Source organism: Bacteroides sp. 44_46, from assembly GCF_001915465.1.
GTDB lineage: Bacteria > Bacteroidota > Bacteroidia > Bacteroidales > Bacteroidaceae > Bacteroides > Bacteroides clarus.
In genome coordinates this window covers 16455-35268 of the sequence record NZ_MNQO01000003.1, presented here as the reverse complement: position 1 = coordinate 35268, position 18814 = coordinate 16455, and the positions used below count along the sequence as shown (strand labels likewise).

Below are 18814 nucleotides of genomic sequence, written 5' to 3'. Positions count from 1 at the left end.
TCGTACCACGGCAGTGGTACTTAATTACTTCACCTGTGTTCTTTGCATACAACAGCCGTGGTACGAAAAGAACACGGGCGGGGTAAGATTAGTTTGCCGTATATCCATCTCCTTCAAAGAACTGCATGACATACACAGTCAGGCATGGTCTTTCCTTGCTTAGAGCTGTGATGAGACTTGACCTATAAGCTCTATCAACAGACCAGATCACTCGTGCGGCCGGACATCATTGAGCCATGCAGGACGCCAATCTCCATAAAACCGTCAGAGTCCATGCCTATACACCAGTGGCCTGTATCAACGGCCGGGTGTTGTATAAGTTAAAGGGGAAACGGGTATTATGTTAAATGTTAACGGAAATATCACGCAGCTAAGAAGTATCTTTGCAGTGTGTTTTTCATAGTATTAGATTTAAGGTTAACAAAAAAGATTGGCTGTCTGGGAGAGATAGCCTTTTTTTATGAGAAAAAGTCAAAGAAAGCAACAGAGGAAAAGCCGCAACAACAGAGCAGTAGTAGTAGTAGTAGTAGTAGAAGAAGAAGAAGAAGAAAACAAACAAAAGCGGAAAAAACAAAAAGAACCCCTTCACTTCCGAGAGACCCGGAAAAGCGAAGGGGTGAGAGAATAAAAACGAGAGAGAGTATGTAAAACTACTATTGATTAATCTCTTCCGCCGCCAAGCGCCTGATACAAATTAATAATTCCCTGTATTTCATCAAAGCGATCGGCTACCTGCGTCAGCTGCGCAGACAGCAAAGACTGCTGCGCGGTGAGAACTTCCAGATAAGTGGAAGTACCGTGCTGCATCAGAAGCTGTGTGCTGCGAACGGCATTTTCCAAAGAAATAATCTGTCCGGTACGCAGCTCCGTCTTGCCGCGTGCGGTCTGCACCTGCGTAAGAGCGTTATTCACCTCACTGCCCGCATTGAGCAAAGCCTGCTGAAAGGCGAGCTTCGCCTCTTCCTGCTGGGCTTTGGCTATCTTCAGTTGTGCAATGTTCAAGCCTTTATTAAACAGAGGTTGCGTCAATGCCCCCACAGCGGAAAGCAACAACTTGCCGGGATTGATAATCATATTCCCGGCAGAGTTTGTCCAGCCTGCCGTACCGCTCAACGTGATGGACGGATAAAACGCAGAACGTGCCGCATTGGTACTGTAAAAGGCAGACGCCAAAGAAAGTTCCGCACTCTTTACGTCCGGACGACGGGAAAGGAGCTGCAAAGGCACCCCTACCGTCAAATCTTCGGGAAAGTCCTGCCCGGCAAGGTGACCGCGCTCTATCCCGCCCGGCACTTCTCCGAGAAGAATGGAAAGACTGTTCTCCACTTCCTTAATCTGCTGCTTCAAGTCCAGCAAGGAAGCCTCAACCTGACGGCAGTTGGCTTCGGACTGGGAGACGGACGCTTCATTCGTCATACCGGCAGCCATCATGGCACGCATGGCACGTACGCTTTCGCGCCAGTTGACGGCGGTTTCCTCGGAAATACGGTATTGCTCGTCGAGCATCAGCAAGGTATAATAAAGATTGGCGACATTGGCTATCAGGGAAGTACTGACAGCTTGTTCGTACTCCAGGCTCTGAAGATAGAGAGCTTTGGAACGGCGTTTGGCATTCGTCAGCTTACCGAAAATGTCGATTTCCCAACTGGCGGAAGCGATACCGGTATAAGTCCATGAGCCTTTCGACTTGTCGAAACTACTGACACCGCCCTGGGGAGTGAGCATAAACGAGGGCAGATAAGCCAACTTCGCCGAAGAAAGAGTAGCCTCGGCTTCCTTGATACGCTGTTGGGCTGAAAGCAAATCGGTATTACTCTGCAAAGCGTGTTCGATGAGCATTTGCAGATGTGAATCGGTGAACAACTCACGCCAGGACAAGGATGCGATAGAGGCAGTATCAACGGCAACGGCCTCTTCATTCAAATCCTGTCCGTATAGCCCGTCGGTATTGATATCGGAAGGGCGTTCATAGGTGGTATAGATACCGCAACTGCTCAGTAACAGGCAGGAGACGGATAAAGTTATGAGTTTTATCTTCATTGTTATGGTCTTAATATTATCATTTATGCGCATCTTCTATCTCGTGCTTGCTCACTTCCATTTCTTCCTCAATCTGCCAATCCTGCGTCTGTACGGCCTGTGCGGGACGGAGACGCTCTTGCAGCCATTGGAAGGTAACGAACAGGGCGGGAACAATAAAGAGCAATGCCAGCGTACCGATTACCATACCGCCCACAGCTCCCGTACCGAGCGAACGGTTACCGTTGGCACCCACACCGGTGGCCACCATCAGCGGCAGCAAACCGAATATCATGGTGAGCGCGGTCATGAGGATAGGACGCAAACGGGCTTTGGCGGCGCTGACAGCCGAAGCGATAAGCCCCATACCCGCCTTGCGGCGCTCGGCAGCATACTCCGTCAGCAAGATAGCGGTCTTGGCAAGCAAACCGATCAGCATAATCAAACCCGTCTGCAGGTAGATGTTATTCTCCAATCCCATCAGCTTGGCGAACAGGAAGCTGCCCATCAAACCTACCGGAACGGCAAAGATTACGGCAAACGGCACGATAAAACTCTCATAGAGTGCACTCAGAATAAGGTAAATCATCAGGATACAGATACCGAAGATGATAACCGTGGTGCCGCTCTGCTGGCTTTCCTCACGGGTGATGCCGCCAAAGTCGTAACCGTAGCCTTTGGGAAGCGCCTCCGCCGCAGTCTCCTGTACGGCACGGATAGCGTCACCCGTACTGTATCCCTCGGCAGGCATGGCATTCACCGCAATGGAGTTGAACATATTGAAACGGCTCAACGACTCCGCGCCATACGAACGTGTCAGTGAAACGAACTGGCTCAAAGGCGCCATCTCGCCATTGGACATACGCACAAAAGCATTGTCGAGCGACGCCTCGTCCATACGGAATTTCGGGTCGGCCTGTATCATTACCTTGTACACCTTGGAGAAACGGTTAAAGTTGGACACATACTGCCCGCCATAGTAACCGGAGAGCGTAGCCAGCACCTGGTCGGGCGTAATGCCCGCACGCTTGCATTTGGAAGCGTCCACCTGCACCGTCCACTGCGGATAGCGCACATCGAACGTAGAGTAGGCCATGGAGATTTCGGGACGCTGGTTCAGCACGCCCAGATATTGCTGGGTGGTCCGGAAGAAGGTATTGATATCGCCCCCTTGCTTGTCTTGTATGTTCAGGTCGAGAGCGTTACCCATACCGTAGCCCGGAATCATACCCGGAGCAATGGCAAAAACGGTTGCATCCTTGATGTCCGCCGTACGGGCATAAATCTGGTTGATAACAGCCTGTACCTGGTCTTCGTCGTCCGTACGCTCATCCCACGGCTTCAGCTTGAGGATAATCATACCGAAGGAGTTGCCCTGTCCGGACAACAGACCGTAGCCCGCCACTTTCTGCAAGTGCAGTTTCTGCGGAATACCTTCCAAGCGTTGCTCGATACGGTCCATTATGTCGTTAGTGGTTTTCAGGGAACTGCCCGGCGCGGTGCTCACATTGACAAACAGCACTCCCTGGTCTTCATCGGGAACCAGACCCGTCTTGGTGGTATTCATCAGGAACACCAGCAATACAACGGAACATGCCAGCAGCGACCACGACAGCCAGCGGCGTTTGATGAACAGCAGCACAATCTTCTTATACTTCTCCACAAGAATGTCGAACGCGGCATTGAACGCTTTACGGAAACGGGCGGCAAAATTCTGCTTCTGCGTACCGTCCTCGTTGATATACGGCTTCAGCAACAAAGCGCAAAGAGCCGGACTCAGGGTAAGGGCATTCACCGCCGAGATACCTACCGCCACCGCCATTGTCAAACCGAACTGCGTATAGAACGTACCGGACGTGCCGCCCATGAACGATACCGGAATAAATACGGCCATGAACACCAGAGAGGATGTGATAACGGCATTCGAGATACCTTTCATCGCATCGATACTTGCCATATAAGAGGACTTATACCCCACGTCGAAACGTGCCTGTACCGCCTCCACCACAACGATGGCATCGTCCACCACCGTACCGATAACCAGAACCAGCGCGAACAACGTAATCAGGTTGATGCTGAAACCCGCCACCGACATGAAAGCGAACGTGCCTATCAGCGACACGATGATACCCACCAACGGAATCAGCGTGGAACGGATGTCCTGCAAGAAAACATATACCACCAGAATAACCAGAAGAATAGCCTCAATCAACGTCTTTACCACCTCGTGAATGGACGCGAACAGGAAGTCGTTGCTGGACATCATCTGAGTAAGCTCCACCCCTTTCGGCAAATCCTTGCTCACTTCTTCCAACAGCTCGTCAATCTGCCTGTTTACCTCCGTCGCATTGGAACCCGCCGTCTGGAATATCATGCAAGAGATACCTGCATGACCGTCCATGGTACCTTTATAAGCATAACTGTCCTTGCCCAGCTCCACGTCGGCGATATCTTTCAGCTTCAGCACCTCGCCGTCTTCCGTAGAACGGATAACGATATCGCCAAACTCTTCGGGAGTGATGAGACGTCCCGTATATTTCATCGTGTATTGGTAGGTCTCGTCGGAATTCTCGCCGAACGAACCCGTGGCCGACTCGATATTCTGCTCCGCCAGTACCGCCGTCACATCCGAAGGTATCAGCTTGTACTGCGCCATGATATCGGGTTTCATCCAGATGCGCATACTGTAATCGCCGCCCATAATCATCATATCGCCCACGCCGGAGATACGGAGAATCTGCGGTTTCAGGTTGATACTGATATAGTTGGCAAGGAAGTTCTCGTCGTAAGAATCATCGGGGCTGTGCAGGGAGAACATCTGCAAGATACTGGTCTGCCGCTTGCTGGTGGTTACGCCCACCTGCGTTACTTCGGCGGGGAGCTGCCCCGTAGCCTTGGAAACACGGTTCTGCACGTTGACCGCCGCCATATCGGGGTCCGTACCTTGTTTGAAGTAAACGGTAATGGACACCGTACCCGCATTACTGGCGGTAGAAGTCATGTAAGTCATGTCTTCCACACCGTTTATAGCCTCTTCCAACGGAGCGATTACACTCTTCTGAAGAGTTTCGGCGCTTGCACCGTAGTAGGTGGTGCTCACCATGATGGTAGGCGGCGCAATATCCGGATATTGCTCCACAGGGAGCGTAAACAAACCGATGATGCCCAGAATGACAATCGTGATGGAGATGACCGCCGAAAGAACCGGGCGTTCTATAAATGTTCTAAGATTCATAAGATTATCCCTCCTTTACCTGTTGATTATCCGATGCCGGCTTAGCCACGACAGGCGTACCCTCGCGCAACAGTCCCACACCTTCGACGACAATCACGTCGCCTACCTGCAAACCGTTCTCTACGATATATTCCTGCCCGCCGTTGACGCGCGTCACCTGTACGGGAGCGGACTGCGCCTTGCCGTCCACAACCTTGTAGACGAACACCTTATCCTGCAGTTCGTAGGTGGCCGCCTGCGGAATAACGATGCAGTCCTCTTTCTTTAGGGGAACAATGACATTACCCGAACCGCCGCTCGTAAGCAATCCATCCTTATTGGGAAAGACGGCGCGCAGGCTTACCGTACCCGTGGAAGTGTCGATTACACCGCTTATCGTTTCTATCTTTCCTTCCTGAGGATAGGTGGAACGGTCGTTCAGTTGTAGACTGACGGCAGGCATCTCCGCCAAAGCCTTGTCTTTGGAACCGTACCGGCGGGTAAGTTCCAGCATCTGGTTCTCCGTCATGGAGAAGTAAACGTACATATCGGAATTGTCCGAAACGGTTGTTAGCGGCTTCGGCATACCGGAGCTGACCAGCGTTCCCACCCGATAGGGCAATGTGCCGACCACTCCGTCGGCAGGACTTTTCACCTCTGTATACGAAAGGTTGTTGGCGGCGTTTATCCGCTGGGCTTCCGCCTGCGCTAACTGCGCTTTGGCACTCAGCAAACTGTTATGGGATGTCTTCAAATCGAACTCGGAAACAACCTTCTGGGCATAGAGTTCCCGCTTGCTGTCGTATGTCAGTTGGGAAGTCGCCACACCGGCCTTTGCCGCCTCCACATTAGCCTCGGCAGTACGCAGAGCCGCTATATACGGCACTTGGTCGATGATAAACAATATCTGTCCCTTGCGCACAGCCTGCCCTTCTTCCACACAAAGCCGGGTGAGCGTTCCCGACACCTGCGGGTAAATGTCGATGTCCTGTCGTCCGCGGATAGCCGCCGAATAAGTTGTTTGCAATTCTTTATCGGATGTAGTGATATCCATCACCTGATATTCCGACCGGGTTTGTACGGCAGGAGCGTTGCCGCAGGCTGCCAATGTTGCACTGCAGATGACGGTTATCATCTGTTTCATCATACTCTTTTTTGTTGTCATACTCTTTTTATCTTAAAAGTGATTTACTGATAACTTTGAAAGTCGGGGGCAAAGGTATGCCGTTTCTGAACAAAAACTCAGTTCATAGGACGTACGCGATTGTTCAAATTCGGAACAGGCTATTTAATAAACCAAAAAGAACCGGTACATTTGCCGACGTAAATCAACGACTATCAGAAAAGATGAATCCACTATTGACAACCCAAGCAGAACCGTTCAGAGCCGGAACGGACAATCTGGATTTTTTTTACAAACGTCTCATCAAATTGCCCAATGGAGCGCTTATGTTTTGTATCAGCGGAGAGGCGGATATCACGATTGATTTGGAACGCTACCACATCGTTCCCAATACAAACATAATGATATTACCCAACTCCATCTTCTCCCTCACATCGGCGAGTAAGGACTTCCGGATACACTATTTCGCCTATTCGGACGAGATGTTCAAGGCTGCCTGCTTCCGCCTCGACCCGCCGTTTATCCACTTTCTGAAGGAGAATGCCTGCTATACTCATACGGAAAAAGAAGCCTTGCGTTCCATAACGGGGCTTATTGAAGCCAGTAATGCAATTTACAAAGATTCCGCCAACCGTTTTCAACAAACCATCGCCCAAAACCTGCTCCAGATATTCTTTTTGGATACGTACGACAAGGTGCAACGGCTCTTTACACAGGAACAGATAGAGGGAAGCAACCGGAAAGATGAATTGTTCAAAAAGTTCATTAATCTGGTACATACGCATTGCGTCACCCAGAGGGACGTCACGTTTTATGCCGAACAACTCTGCATATCTACCCGGTATCTCTCCGCCATCACCAAAGAAATGGGAAAGACAACCGCCAAAGAAATCATAGACGACTTTCTTATACTGGAACTCAAAGTGGCTTTGCAGTCCACCGGACTGTCGCTGAAAGAGATAGCCGAAAAATATCGTTTCCCCGACCAGTCATTCTTCGGGCGATTCTTCAAGAAACATACAGGCATGTCGCCCAAGGCGTTCCGGGCCAAAAAGGCATGATGAAGAAAAGCGTGGCTGAGTTCCGTCCATAAGTGTTTTTTCCATATATTTGTGGGAAACTTATTAAAAACCAATCAAATCTATGATGACAAAACTTAACCACGTACTCCTTGCAGGCGTCGTAGCCCTGGCATGCACTTCGTGCCGGGCGGAGAAAGAAGCCGATTACCAAGTAATTCCTCTCCCCCAAGAGGTCAGTCTGACACAGGAAAAGCCGTTCCTATTAAGCAAAAGCGTTTCCATCACCTACCCCGAAGGCAATGCCTTGCTGAAACGCAATGCGGAATTTCTGTCCGGATACATCCGTCAATCCACCGGATATGCGCCCCGGGTAAAAGCCTTGAAAGAGGGCGAAATGGTGAAGAACGCGATCGGCTTAGGCCTCGACGCGGACATTGCCGACAAAGAAGGCTACACGCTGACAACAACTTCCGAAGGCATCCGAATCAACGGCCGGACAGAGAACGGCGTATTCTACGGCTGCCAGACATTACGGAAATCCATCCCCGCCACAGCGCAGGGAGCCGATATCTCGATACCGGCAGGCAACATCAAAGACGAACCCCGCTTTGCATACCGCGGCATGCATCTCGACGTATGCCGGCACTTCTTCCCTCTCGAATTCGTAAAAGAGTATATCGACCTGCTGGCGCTGCACAACATGAATACCTTCCACTGGCACCTGACGGACGACCAAGGCTGGCGAATCGAAATAAAGAAATATCCGAAGCTGACGGAAATCGGCTCCATGCGCAACCGCACCGTCATCGGCAAAGCAAGAAGCGGGGAATACGACAACACCCCGTACGGCGGCTTCTATACGCAGGAACAGGCCAAAGAGATTGTGAAGTACGCGCAAGAGCGTTACATCACCGTGATTCCCGAAGTAGACCTGCCCGGACACATGCTTGCCGCCTTAGCCGCCTACCCCGATATGGGATGTACGGGCGGACCGTACGAAGTATCTCCCGACTGGGGCATCTTTGAGGATGTATTATGCATCGGCAACGAAAAGACCATGCAGTTCCTCGAAGACGTAATGGCGGAAATCACCGAAATATTCCCTTCCAGGTTTGTACATATCGGCGGAGACGAAGCTCCCCGTTCCCGCTGGGCGAAGTGTCCCAAATGTCAGGCGCGCATCCAAGCGGAAGGCTTGAAAGCGGACAAACGGCATACGGCCGAAGACCGCCTGCAAAGCTACTGCATGACACGTATCGAAAAGTTCCTCAACAGCAAAGGACGGCAGATTATCGGCTGGGATGAGATTTTGGAAGGCGACGTGGCGCCGAACGCCACCGTTATGTCCTGGCGCGGCACATCCGGCGGCATCAAAGCCGCCCGGTTGGGACACGACGTGATTATGACGCCCAACGTATATTGCTACTTCGACTATTTCCAAACCGCCGATACCAAAGACGAACCCCTCGGCATAGGAGGTTACGTACCGGTGGAGAAAGTGTACAGCCTCGACCCTACCGCCTCGCTCACCGACGAACAGGCCAAGCGTATCCTCGGCGCACAGGCCAACCTGTGGACGGAATACATCGCCACAACGGAGCATGTAGAGTATATGGTACTGCCGCGTATGGCCGCCCTTGCCGAAGTGCAGTGGACGCAGCCCGAAAAGAAAGATTACGCCGACTTCACCAGACGCCTGCCTCGCCTCATGGAGCTATATCAACGGGACGGTATGAACTACGCCAAGCATATATTCGACATCCAGGCCGAATTCACCACGACCCAAGAGGAAACCGAAGAGGGTAACGGAGCCGTGGTGGCCACATTGCGCACCATCGACAATGCCCCCGTCTACTATACTTTGGACGGAACCGAACCCACCACAGCCTCGCAGCGGTACAACGGAACCGGAATAGCGATCCGGCAATCCGCCGACCTGCGTGCCGTCGCCATCCGTCCCGAAGGGAGAAGCAAGGTGATAGCAAGAAGCATCGATTTCAATAAAGCCACTTTCCGGCCGATTGAGTTAACAGGCACGCAGCCCGCTCCGAAATATGCCTTTAAGGGCGCCGCCACTCTGGTAGACGGCATGAGCGGCAACGACAACTATGCCACGGGCGACTGGCTCGGCTTTATAGACGGAGATGTGACGGCCGTCATCGACCTCGGCTCACCGACCGGAAATGCAACTGCCGGGAACACTGCCGGATTACCGGAAATAAAACGTGTCGCTACCCATGCCGTAGTAGATATGAGCGCCTGGATTGCAGGATGTACGGGATTGACGGTATCAGTATCGGACGATAATAAGAGTTTCCGTGAAGTGGCAAGCAAAGACTTCCCGGCCGAAACGGACAGCCGCAAGAAAGCGGTGGAGAGCTACGGGATTACCTTTGAACCCGTAAAAGCACGCTATGTCAAGGTACTGATTAAGCGTACGCCCGCCCTACCCAAAGGACATCCGGGAGAAGGAAAAATACCGTTCCTGTTCATTGATGAAATCGTAGTGGAATAAGAGAAAAGCATCCAAACAGTTTCTCAATAATGAGAATCGGAAGTTAATAATGAAGTAACCTAAGGCTGAAAGCCTTTTATCATATAGCCCGGGGTAACACCCCGGGTATAAATGTTCTCGGTATTCTGCGCCCTGTAAGGGCAGAATCATTGAATATTAGCCTTTTGCCCTTACAGGGCGCAATATTAATGGTATTCACATACCCGGGGTGTTACCCCGGGCTATATGATAAAAGCCTTTCAGGCTTAGGTTTTGTCAGGTCGGATGAATCATCAAATCTGCTTAATTAACCAATCTGATGAGTTACCCTATCAGATGAGTTCCCTATCAGATGAATTTTCAAATCAGACTTCTGAGAAAACCTGACAAAAAGAATCAAAACAGTTACTCAAGTAAGCGGGTTTTAGTTTCTGCACTTCTCAGAACTGGAAGTAAATGAATGGTTGTATCTCCGAACTCTTCATCTGAATAACCAGATAGACCATGGCAACCAGCAACAACGCCTTCCCTACCAACGGCAGACGAACCACCGCCTTGCTGCAAGCATGCTCCCAACTGTCCGGAACGAAATGCAGGAAGAAACCGAGCCCCATCAATGCAAACACTTCCCAATACCCCTCCACCAGCTGCGGGAAAAGTCCGGGACGGAAAGTAGTGAATATCTGCCTCAGCATATCCAGCGAAGTGGAGAAATCGGCATTGCGGAAGAATATCCAACAGAAGCAAACGAAGTGGAACGTGATAACGATGCCGAAGAAACGGCGGATACCATGACTGCGTTCGCCTTTCTTCCTGCCGGTAATGCCCATCCAGAACTTATGGGCTGCCAGAGCAACACCATGCAACATGCCCCAAAAGACGAAATTCCAGGAAGCCCCATGCCACAAACCGCCCAGGAACATGGTGATAATAAGGTTGGCGTACTGGCGTATCTTACCTTTACGGTTGCCGCCCAGAGAGATATAGAGATAATCGCGCAGCCAACTGGAAAGCGAAATATGCCAACGACGCCAAAACTCCGTAATGGATGCCGACTTATAAGGCGAATCGAAGTTCATATTGAAGTGGAAGCCCAGCAGCAAGGCAATGCCGATAGCCATATCGCTGTACCCGGAGAAATCGCAATAGATTTGGAGCGCATAGCCGTAAACGCCCATAAGGTTTTCCACGCCCGAATACAAAGTCGGATTATCGAAGATGCGCTCCACAAAGTTGATGCTGATATAGTCCGAGATAACCGCTTTCTTGAACAGTCCGCTTACAATCAAGAAGACGCCCCTGCCGAACATCTCTCCGGAGACGAACAGCGGACGGCGGATTTGCGGGATAAAGTCGCGTGCGCGCACGATAGGCCCTGCCACCAACTGCGGGAAGAAAGATACGTAGAACGCATAGTCCAGCAGATTGGTTAGGGGCGTTATCTCCTTGCGATACACATCAATCGTGTAACTCAGCGACTGGAAAGTGAAGAATGATATGCCCACGGGAAGGAATATGTCCATGGCGGTAAACGTGCCGCCCGTCAGCGAAGCAAAGAAGTCGCCCAGGAAATTCGTATATTTAAAGTAGCACAGCAATCCCAGGTTGATTGTCAGACTAAGGAAAACCCATGTTTTACGCAGCCAACGCGCAGTGGCATGCGCCATAAGGCGGGCTATGAGGAAGTCGCTCACCGTAACGATGGCGAGCAGAAAGAAATACGTACCGCTGCTTTTATAATAGAAGTAGTAAGAAAACAGGGTTACGAACATCAGGCGGGCGGTGGTACGACGCTGCAAAAGCAGGTAGAACACGATAAAGGCGGCAAACAGCCACAGGAAAATGCCGCTGCTGAATATCATCGGCGCGTGCGGGTCGTACACGAGCAAGTCGTGCAGGCGGGTAAGGTCTATATTCAGTTTGTTCGGAAGTTCGCTAATATTCCACATCGGTCGGTTTACGGCTTAATGAGTTAAAATACATTCACTGACTACAATAGTCATTATACGCTTTCAGCAAGGCGCGATAGAACATTTCGCCCTGCAATACATACCCTTCCGGGAGATAATGCACATGGTCGGGACGCATCAGTCCCGCTTCCCGCCAATTGAGGCAGGCCCTGCGGACACCGCCGAAAGCCTCGTACATATCCCACACGGCCAGTCCGTTGGCATCGGCAAAGCGGCGGATGGTCTGCACGGCAACAGAGGTGCGGGGATTAATCTTATAAGTACGCCTGCGACGTCGCTGACGGAAACTCTCGTACGAACCGGGCGGGGTAGTCATCAGCATCGGGATGCCGGGCAGCCTGTCGCGAAGCATGCGCACCAGTTCGTCCATCTGCCGGTAGTGCAGCATGGAGTTGTATCGCCGGTTGTGGCTCTCGTTCGTTCCAAAGGAGAGAATGACGAGGTCGGGACGCAGCGCGGCGATATCCGCCACACGCTCCGGACGGGTAAAGGTTACGCAAAAGGCACCGTTTATTCCTACGTCCGTATAAGACAATGCGCCGAATGTTTGCTGAAGCCGCCCGCCCGTGGTTTCGGGAAAGATATGGCCGCGGATATGGCTGTCGCCCATATGTACAATACGTATCGTATCGGTAGCGATGCCCAGACGGAGCATGCGCAGCTTCTCCCAAAAGGGTTTCAGAATGCCGACACTGTCTATCAGCTCGTTCCCGCCTAGTTGCCGAAAGGCTGCGGGCAGGGCGATGAGAGGAACGGGCAGGATATCCGTACGCTGTCCGCAGACCATAAGCGTGTCGCAATCAAACGCCGTTTCCTGAAGCCGGGGACAACCCGGAAGCGCATCTTGGGCACAGGCTCGCCGCAGCGGCAAAAAAAGCAAAGTCAACACCACGCAGCAAACAGCAAATCGTAAGTCGCCCGATCGTAAATACCTTTTATGGTTCCGCTTCATAGGCACGCCTCCTGTCGTATTGTTCTTTACCGTAAATCAACGCCTCATAAAGCAATCCGGCCAGATGCCTGCCGCCACGGAAGTTGATATGCGTATAATCGTAATTGGCCAAAGAGGGCTTGGCATGTACCATATCCGCCATACTGCCCTCGCCGCCCATCGCCTCGAACATATTCCAGAAGGCCACTCCGCTGTCTGCGGCCAGGTTCTGCTGGTAACGGACCAAGTTCTTGATACCGGGCATGGTGCGCAGGTCGCCTTCTTCGGTTTTATACTCGCGGTCGCCCACGCTGACGATGAGGATACCCGCTTGCGGAAAAGCGTTCTTCAGGTGGGCAATGGTGGTTGCCATGCCGTCGCGGTAGCGGTCGTAGTTCCGTCCGCGTTCCGTTGCGACATTCAGTCCGTACTGAAGGATTATCAAATCATAAGGACGCTGCTCGTTGAATTCGCGCATCATCCATACGGGTACGGAGCGCAAAGACAGGCCGGAGCTGCCGCGGAGCGAGAAGTTATCCACAATAATTCCTTGCGTGCCGTCCATGGCCAGTCCGTAGAATAAGGTGGAATCAGCGCTTTCCACTTTCCAGCGTACAGAACCGATGTGTCCCGTCACATCCATTTCACGGAGTTCGCCCGTGGGCGGGAATGTTTCGGTCTGCGGCTCTCCCTTGTTGACGGACGCCGAGAGGGTGACTTCGCCTTTATTATAAAAGAAGATGGAAGCGTGTTCGCAGGTATCGAGCCGGGATGCGTAGTTCTTCTGTCCGCGAAGTTCCACGTAGGCGCCGGGATACGGAATGAAATAGTGTCCCGAAATGCCCTGTTTACTACGGTCGAAGAATACGGAATCCATGACGGAATGGCTCTGCCAGCCGCTGAAGTTATGCCGCACCGTGGGACGGTAGCCGCTGGTCATGGAAGTAATCGTGACGAAGCCTACCCCGCATCCGCCATAACGTTCCTGCAACATGGCGCGCAGGTCGGCCGTAAGGATATCCGCCTCGATGAAAGAATCTCCGAAGTAGGCGACGCGTACCAGGCGGGGATGGGTCGCCAACTCGTCCAACGCACGATAAAAAGGTGTCATGCCGCGCAGGGTGGAGTCACTGTAATCTTCAATGCAGGTCATGCCGCCTCGACAGGTGTCTACAAAGGCCGGCTTCACTGTCGGGGGTGGCGGCAGCAGACTGTCGGGCTCGCTCACGACTTCCGGCACGGGACGCACATCGCCAAGTATGTCTACCCGCCTCAACACATAACGCCCTATCGTGGCTCCCGGCAACAGGCTCATCAGCAAAAGTAAGGCCACCACAATAAGCATCAACCAACCTGTATGTTTCAAAACGCTCTTTTCCATAACCAATCCGGGCGCAAAGATAGAGAATCGGATGAAAATAAATATCTTCCCGCAAAAAAGAATTATCCTCACGGGAAATATCTTTTTCCCATGAGGATAACTGCCGTTCATGCCACGGAAAACCTCAGATGGTCTTCTCTATGTTCCAAACAAATGCCCGAAGCCCCAATTGCTCGGTTTGCTTATCCATGTTGTGAAGGACTTCCAGCAGGGAGTCCACCTTTCCGTCTTCCACCATTGTAAGAATGGCGGAACACATGGAAGGCCAGGCATGGCTGCCGTAATGAGGATCTCCGGTTTTGGAACCGCGTCCGCGAACCTGCTCCCAATAAGTGAAGCCCCGGCAATTCAGCCTGTCGAGCGTAGCGATAATGCGCTCGTAATATGCTTGATCGAATGTGATTAATACTGATTTCATTATTCAACTGTTAAATGTCTGCTGTTAATTATTAGTCTGTTTCTGTTCTTCAAAGTAAGCGTTCAGCTGCTTCTGCATCTTGCGACGCTGACGTTTGATGCCGACACCACCGAAGATACAGTACATGGTGGGAACATAAATCAACGTCAGGATGGTAGAAATCGTCAGACCGCCGATTACGGCAATCGCCATCGGACTCCACATCTCAGAACCCTGACCGGTACTGACAGCCATCGGAATCATACCGAGAATGGTAGTCATGGTCGTCATCAACACCGGACGGAGACGGCTCTTGCCCGCCGTAACCACCGCATTCAGCACCGACTGTCCGCGCTCACGGCAGAGAATCGTGTAGTCGATGAGCACAATACCGTTCTTCACCACAATACCTATCAACATGATGCTACCCAGCAAGCTCATCACACTCAGCGTGGTATTGGTGATGAACAGCGCCATCAGCACACCGCTCATGGCGAACGGAACCGAGAGGATAAGGATGAACGGATAGGTCAGCGACTCGAACTGGGCGGCCATTACGATGAACACAAGAATGATTATCAACACGCCCAATGTTCCCAAATCGCGGAACGAATCCTGCTGGTCTTCGTAAGAACCCGATATCTGAATGGTGATGTCGGACGGTTTCTCTATCTTATCTATGATGGTATTACCCGCAGCCACCACGTCGCCCAGCGGAGCGCCGGAAATAACGGCGGATACCGTCACGATACGCTCGCGGTCTTTACGCTCGATGGTAGGCGGAGCAAAGCGTTCCACGACCGTTCCGAGGTCTTTGATGCGGATGCCTTCACCCTTGGCATTGTACACCAGAATGTTTTCAATACTCTCGAGGCTGGTACGGAATTCGGGGGCATAACGCACTTTGATGTCGTATTCGTCACCGTCCTCACGATATTTGGAAGCTGTCGCGCCATTGATACGGTTGCGCAGGTAGGTAGCGGCGGTAGACAGGTTCAGTCCGTGAAGCGCCAGCTTCTCGCGGTCGAAGTCAACCTGGTATTCGGGCTGGTAATCGCTACGGCTGATGTTGACTTCGGACACGCCTTTCACATTCAGCAGCTCACGTTTCAGACGGGCGGCAACACTATCGGTCTCCTCCATGCTGTAACCGTAGACCTCGAAGTCGGCGGATGCCTGAGCGGACATACCCGTATTGCTGCCGCCGAGGATTACCTGCGCCTTGCTGAACTCAGGATAAGCCTTCAGGTCCTCGCGCATCTCGTCGCAGACGGCTTCCAGCGTCACGTCACGGTCGCCCGGGTCTACCAAGCTGATATTAAAGGAGATGATATGCGAACCGTTGTCCTGCATGGAAGCCCAGGTATTATCCGAGTCGGCCTGTCCCACGGTATAGTTACATATCTTCATGACGCCTTTATACTTTTGCAGCCATTGGTTAGTCAGCTTCTCCGAAACTTCCTGCGCCACCTCTTTACGGGTACCGATGGGCAACTCCAGCTGTACGGCAATACGCGCGTTGTCCTGCGCCGGGAAGAACTCGGTACCGATGGACTTTGCGCAGAACAAACTCAAGATGAAGAATACCACGCAACCGAGAAGCACCGACATACGGTGACGCACCGCCCAGTTCAGCATACGTGCGTACCAGTTGTCCAAGCCGTCCAGCGTACGCTCTATCGGTCCGAAGAATATCCGGAACACCTTGGACTGCTTACGCTGCAAACGCAGCAACTGCGAACAGAGCATCGGCGTAAGCGTTAGGGCCGCAACGGTGGAGACGAACATAATGGCGCACATCATCCAGCCCAACTGCTTGAACAGCACGCCGGACATACCGGTAACCATCGTCAGCGGGAAGAACACGGCAATCATCGTCAGCGTAGAAGCGATTACGGAAATCGCCACCTCGTTCGTTCCGTGAACGGACGCCTGCTTGGGATCGGAACCGCGCTCGATGTGTGTCGTGACGTTCTCCAACACCACAATGGCATCGTCCACCACCATACCGATGGCTATGGAGAGTGACGAAAGCGAAATGATATTAATCGTATTCCCCGAAATGGCAAGGTATATGAACGAAGCAATCAGAGAGAGCGGAATCGTAATACAGATAATCAGCGTGGCACGCCAGCGTCCCAAGAACAGGAACACCACGATGACAACGAACAGCAAGGCATACAGTACCGTTTCCGTCAAACTGTCGATTGTATTCAGGATGTTCTCGGACGTATCGACTATGACGCCCAGCTTCACGTCGCTCGGCAAGTTCTTCTGCAAGCGGGGCAGCGCGTCCTGCACTTTCTTAGAGATTTCCACGGAATTGGCGCCCGACTGCTTCTGAACGACAATCATAGCGCCCTGCACACCGTTGTTGTAGGTTTCCTGCGCACGCTCTTCCACGGTATCCACAATCCGAGCAACATCGCGCAGATAGACCGTAGCGCCATTGTATGTGCCTACAACCACATCCGCCAACTGACGGGAGTCGTCGAACTCACCTTCCACACGCAACGAATAGGTTTCGTTACCGATGTCGAAGTTACCGCCCGGTATGTTCTTGTTCTCCGCCCCGATTATGGAACTGATGGTTTCGATGCTCAGATTGTACGCTTCCAGCTTGTAAGGGTCGCAATACACCTGGATTTCACGTTGCGGCGCACCACTGATGGACACCGTACCCACACCGGGAATACGCGCCAAAGGATTTACCACACGGTCGTCCAGAATCTTATAAAGCGCCGACTGGCTCTCGTTGGCCTGTACGGACAGCAGCACGATAGGAATCATATCCGTGCTGAACTTGAAGATGATGGGATTTTCCGCATCATCGGGAAGTTCGGAACTTACCATATCCAGCTTGTCGCGCACATCGTTTGTCAGCACGTCGATATCATTGCCGAACTCAAACTCCAGCGTAATCAACGACATATTCTCCGAAGAACGGGAAGTGATGTGCTTCAAATCGCTGACAGAGTTCAAAACATTTTCCAACGGACGGGTCACGTTGTTCTCAATATCCGAAGCACTCGCTCCCGGATAGGCCGTCATTACCATAATCGTGTTCGTATCAATGTCCGGATACAAGTCGATAGGCAACTTTGACAAAGAAAACAGACCAAATATCACCACTGCCAGGAAGCAGAGCGAAGTCATAATCGGTTTCTTAACCGCACCTTCGTATAAACTCATACTCTTTTTAATTAAGAATTAAGAATGATGAATGAAGAATTATTTTTCCACCTCTACTTCCATACCGTTGACCAGCTTGGTCTGCCCGGCTATAACTACCCGTGAATTATCGGGCACGCCGGAAACCAGCTCGTATTCAGCACCCATGCGGCGGCCGAGTTCCACCTTGTTGTAAGTAACCTTACCGTCTTTGTACACATATACATAGCGGTCGCCGGAGCCGGATTGCTTCACGATAGCCAAATCGGGTACAACTACATTGTCTTTGGTACCGAAATTAAGCGTGGCGCGGGCAAACATTCCCGGACGTACGCGCCGGTCTTTATTGGCGAGTTTAATCTCTACGGGGAAAGTACGGGTGTTCGGGTCTACCGTAGGATAAACCAGACTGATATAGCCTTCAAAGGGTTCGTCACCGTAGACATCCAGCTTCACCGCTACCGGAGCGCCTTTCCTGACTTGGGTGAAGTAGGTTTCGGACACGTTGATGAGCAACTTCACCGGAGTAATCTGTTCCACCACCAATACCGGTTCGCCGCCGCTGTACATGTCGCCGCTGTCATAGTTGCGGGCTGTTACGACACCGTTTATCGGGCTGAGCAGCGAAGTATTTTCCAGCAGGTTGCGGTACGCCGTTTCCTTGATATCCAAAGCCATTTTGGCCGCATCCCATTCCGACTTGGACGCGCCGCCTACTTTGTACAGCTCGTCCATACGTTTGAACTCAATCTCCTGGTTGTCCAGCTGGAACTTGGTTTGTTTCAGGTTCGCCTCATCCATGCTGACCAGCTTCTGGCCTTTGGATACGCGGTCGCCCACTTCCACCAATATTCTGTCGATACGCACCGGGGAGGAAGGGGCTATATTGTTCTTTACCTCTGCTTCTACGGTAGCTGTGTACTCATGAATCTGCTCTACCGGACGCGCTTTTACATCCGCCAGCTTCACTCTCGGCTTTTCATCCACCTGTTCAGCAACAGCTTTGTCCTTTCCGCCGCTGCAAGCGCCCAACAGTGCTACTGCAAGCAGGGCAATCAATTGAAAACTTTTTTTCATATCGTTGTTCTTATT

General features: G+C 51.9%; 12 protein-coding genes. 3 read left to right on the top strand and 9 right to left on the bottom strand.

The features are described from left to right. Positions 1 to 460 precede the first annotated feature (460 nt). The gene (locus BHV73_RS03290) at positions 461 to 628 is read left to right on the top strand and encodes a hypothetical protein (protein ID WP_286736449.1); all 168 of its coding nucleotides are present in this window, start codon (positions 461 to 463) and stop codon (positions 626 to 628) included. 32 nt (positions 629 to 660) lie between these two features. Here the strand turns inward: BHV73_RS03290 and BHV73_RS03285 are convergent, their stop codons facing one another. Genes BHV73_RS03285 through BHV73_RS03275 form a run of 3 tightly spaced genes read right to left on the bottom strand, consistent with a single transcriptional unit; the run spans position 661 to position 6398 of the window. Continuing rightward, positions 661 to 2040 carry a TolC family protein gene (locus BHV73_RS03285; protein ID WP_087412241.1) on the bottom strand — a complete coding sequence of 460 codons (1380 nt, stop codon included), beginning with the start codon at positions 2038 to 2040 and terminating at the stop codon, positions 661 to 663. Between the two features lie 19 nt (positions 2041 to 2059). After that, positions 2060 to 5254: an efflux RND transporter permease subunit gene (locus tag BHV73_RS03280; protein WP_009122294.1), complete on the bottom strand. Its 3195-nt coding sequence runs from the start codon at positions 5252 to 5254 to the stop codon at positions 2060 to 2062. A gap of 4 nt (positions 5255 to 5258) precedes the next feature. Continuing rightward, on the bottom strand, positions 5259 to 6398 hold the full coding sequence (locus BHV73_RS03275) for an efflux RND transporter periplasmic adaptor subunit (RefSeq protein ID WP_087412052.1): 1140 nt from the start codon (positions 6396 to 6398) through the stop codon (positions 5259 to 5261). A gap of 182 nt (positions 6399 to 6580) precedes the next feature. Here BHV73_RS03275 and BHV73_RS03270 point away from each other — a divergent pair, with 182 nt between their 5' ends. Continuing rightward, positions 6581 to 7417, top strand: a complete 837-nt coding sequence (locus tag BHV73_RS03270) for a helix-turn-helix domain-containing protein (protein ID WP_087412053.1) — start codon at positions 6581 to 6583, stop codon at positions 7415 to 7417. Positions 7418 to 7502: 85 nt separating this feature from the next. Continuing rightward, the gene (locus BHV73_RS03265; RefSeq protein ID WP_087412242.1) at positions 7503 to 9893 is read left to right on the top strand and encodes a glycoside hydrolase family 20 protein; all 2391 of its coding nucleotides are present in this window, start codon (positions 7503 to 7505) and stop codon (positions 9891 to 9893) included. Between the two features lie 419 nt (positions 9894 to 10312). Here the strand turns inward: BHV73_RS03265 and BHV73_RS03260 are convergent, their stop codons facing one another. From BHV73_RS03260 to BHV73_RS03235, 6 genes are all read right to left on the bottom strand, one after another. After that, positions 10313 to 11821, bottom strand: a complete 1509-nt coding sequence (locus BHV73_RS03260) for an MBOAT family O-acyltransferase (RefSeq protein ID WP_087412054.1) — start codon at positions 11819 to 11821, stop codon at positions 10313 to 10315. A 34-nt stretch (positions 11822 to 11855) separates the two neighbouring features. Beyond that, positions 11856 to 12794: an SGNH/GDSL hydrolase family protein gene (locus BHV73_RS03255; RefSeq protein WP_206422508.1), complete on the bottom strand. Its 939-nt coding sequence runs from the start codon at positions 12792 to 12794 to the stop codon at positions 11856 to 11858. Further along, positions 12778 to 14154: an SGNH/GDSL hydrolase family protein gene (locus BHV73_RS03250; protein ID WP_087412244.1), complete on the bottom strand. Its 1377-nt coding sequence runs from the start codon at positions 14152 to 14154 to the stop codon at positions 12778 to 12780. Before BHV73_RS03250 ends, BHV73_RS03255 begins: the two co-directional genes overlap by 17 nt. A 124-nt stretch (positions 14155 to 14278) precedes the next feature. After that, positions 14279 to 14572, bottom strand: coding sequence for a PG0541 family transporter-associated protein (locus BHV73_RS03245; protein WP_009122285.1), 294 nt, complete (start codon positions 14570 to 14572; stop codon positions 14279 to 14281). Between the two features lie 24 nt (positions 14573 to 14596). After that, positions 14597 to 17743, bottom strand: coding sequence for an efflux RND transporter permease subunit (locus tag BHV73_RS03240; protein WP_009122284.1), 3147 nt, complete (start codon positions 17741 to 17743; stop codon positions 14597 to 14599). A 39-nt stretch (positions 17744 to 17782) separates the two neighbouring features. Then, complete coding sequence (locus tag BHV73_RS03235; RefSeq protein ID WP_009122283.1) at positions 17783 to 18799, bottom strand: efflux RND transporter periplasmic adaptor subunit; 1017 nt, start codon at positions 18797 to 18799, stop codon at positions 17783 to 17785. Positions 18800 to 18814: the final 15 nt, after the last annotated feature.

Bases quoted from the DNA above. Each gene is read 5' to 3' on its own strand.
- BHV73_RS03285 (WP_087412241.1), bottom strand. From the start codon at position 2,040: ATGAAGATAAAACTCATAACTTTATCCGTCTCCTGCCTGTTACTGAGC.
- BHV73_RS03265 (WP_087412242.1), top strand. From the start codon at position 7,503: ATGACAAAACTTAACCACGTACTCCTTGCAGGCGTCGTAGCCCTGGCA.
- BHV73_RS03280 (WP_009122294.1), bottom strand. From the start codon at position 5,254: ATGAATCTTAGAACATTTATAGAACGCCCGGTTCTTTCGGCGGTCATC.
- BHV73_RS03245 (WP_009122285.1), bottom strand. From the start codon at position 14,572: ATGAAATCAGTATTAATCACATTCGATCAAGCATATTACGAGCGCATT.
- BHV73_RS03290 (WP_286736449.1), top strand. From the start codon at position 461: ATGAGAAAAAGTCAAAGAAAGCAACAGAGGAAAAGCCGCAACAACAGA.
- BHV73_RS03240 (WP_009122284.1), bottom strand. From the start codon at position 17,743: ATGAGTTTATACGAAGGTGCGGTTAAGAAACCGATTATGACTTCGCTC.
- BHV73_RS03270 (WP_087412053.1), top strand. From the start codon at position 6,581: ATGAATCCACTATTGACAACCCAAGCAGAACCGTTCAGAGCCGGAACG.
- BHV73_RS03275 (WP_087412052.1), bottom strand. From the start codon at position 6,398: ATGACAACAAAAAAGAGTATGATGAAACAGATGATAACCGTCATCTGC.
- BHV73_RS03260 (WP_087412054.1), bottom strand. From the start codon at position 11,821: ATGTGGAATATTAGCGAACTTCCGAACAAACTGAATATAGACCTTACC.
- BHV73_RS03235 (WP_009122283.1), bottom strand. From the start codon at position 18,799: ATGAAAAAAAGTTTTCAATTGATTGCCCTGCTTGCAGTAGCACTGTTG.
- BHV73_RS03250 (WP_087412244.1), bottom strand. From the start codon at position 14,154: ATGGAAAAGAGCGTTTTGAAACATACAGGTTGGTTGATGCTTATTGTG.
- BHV73_RS03255 (WP_206422508.1), bottom strand. From the start codon at position 12,794: ATGAAGCGGAACCATAAAAGGTATTTACGATCGGGCGACTTACGATTT.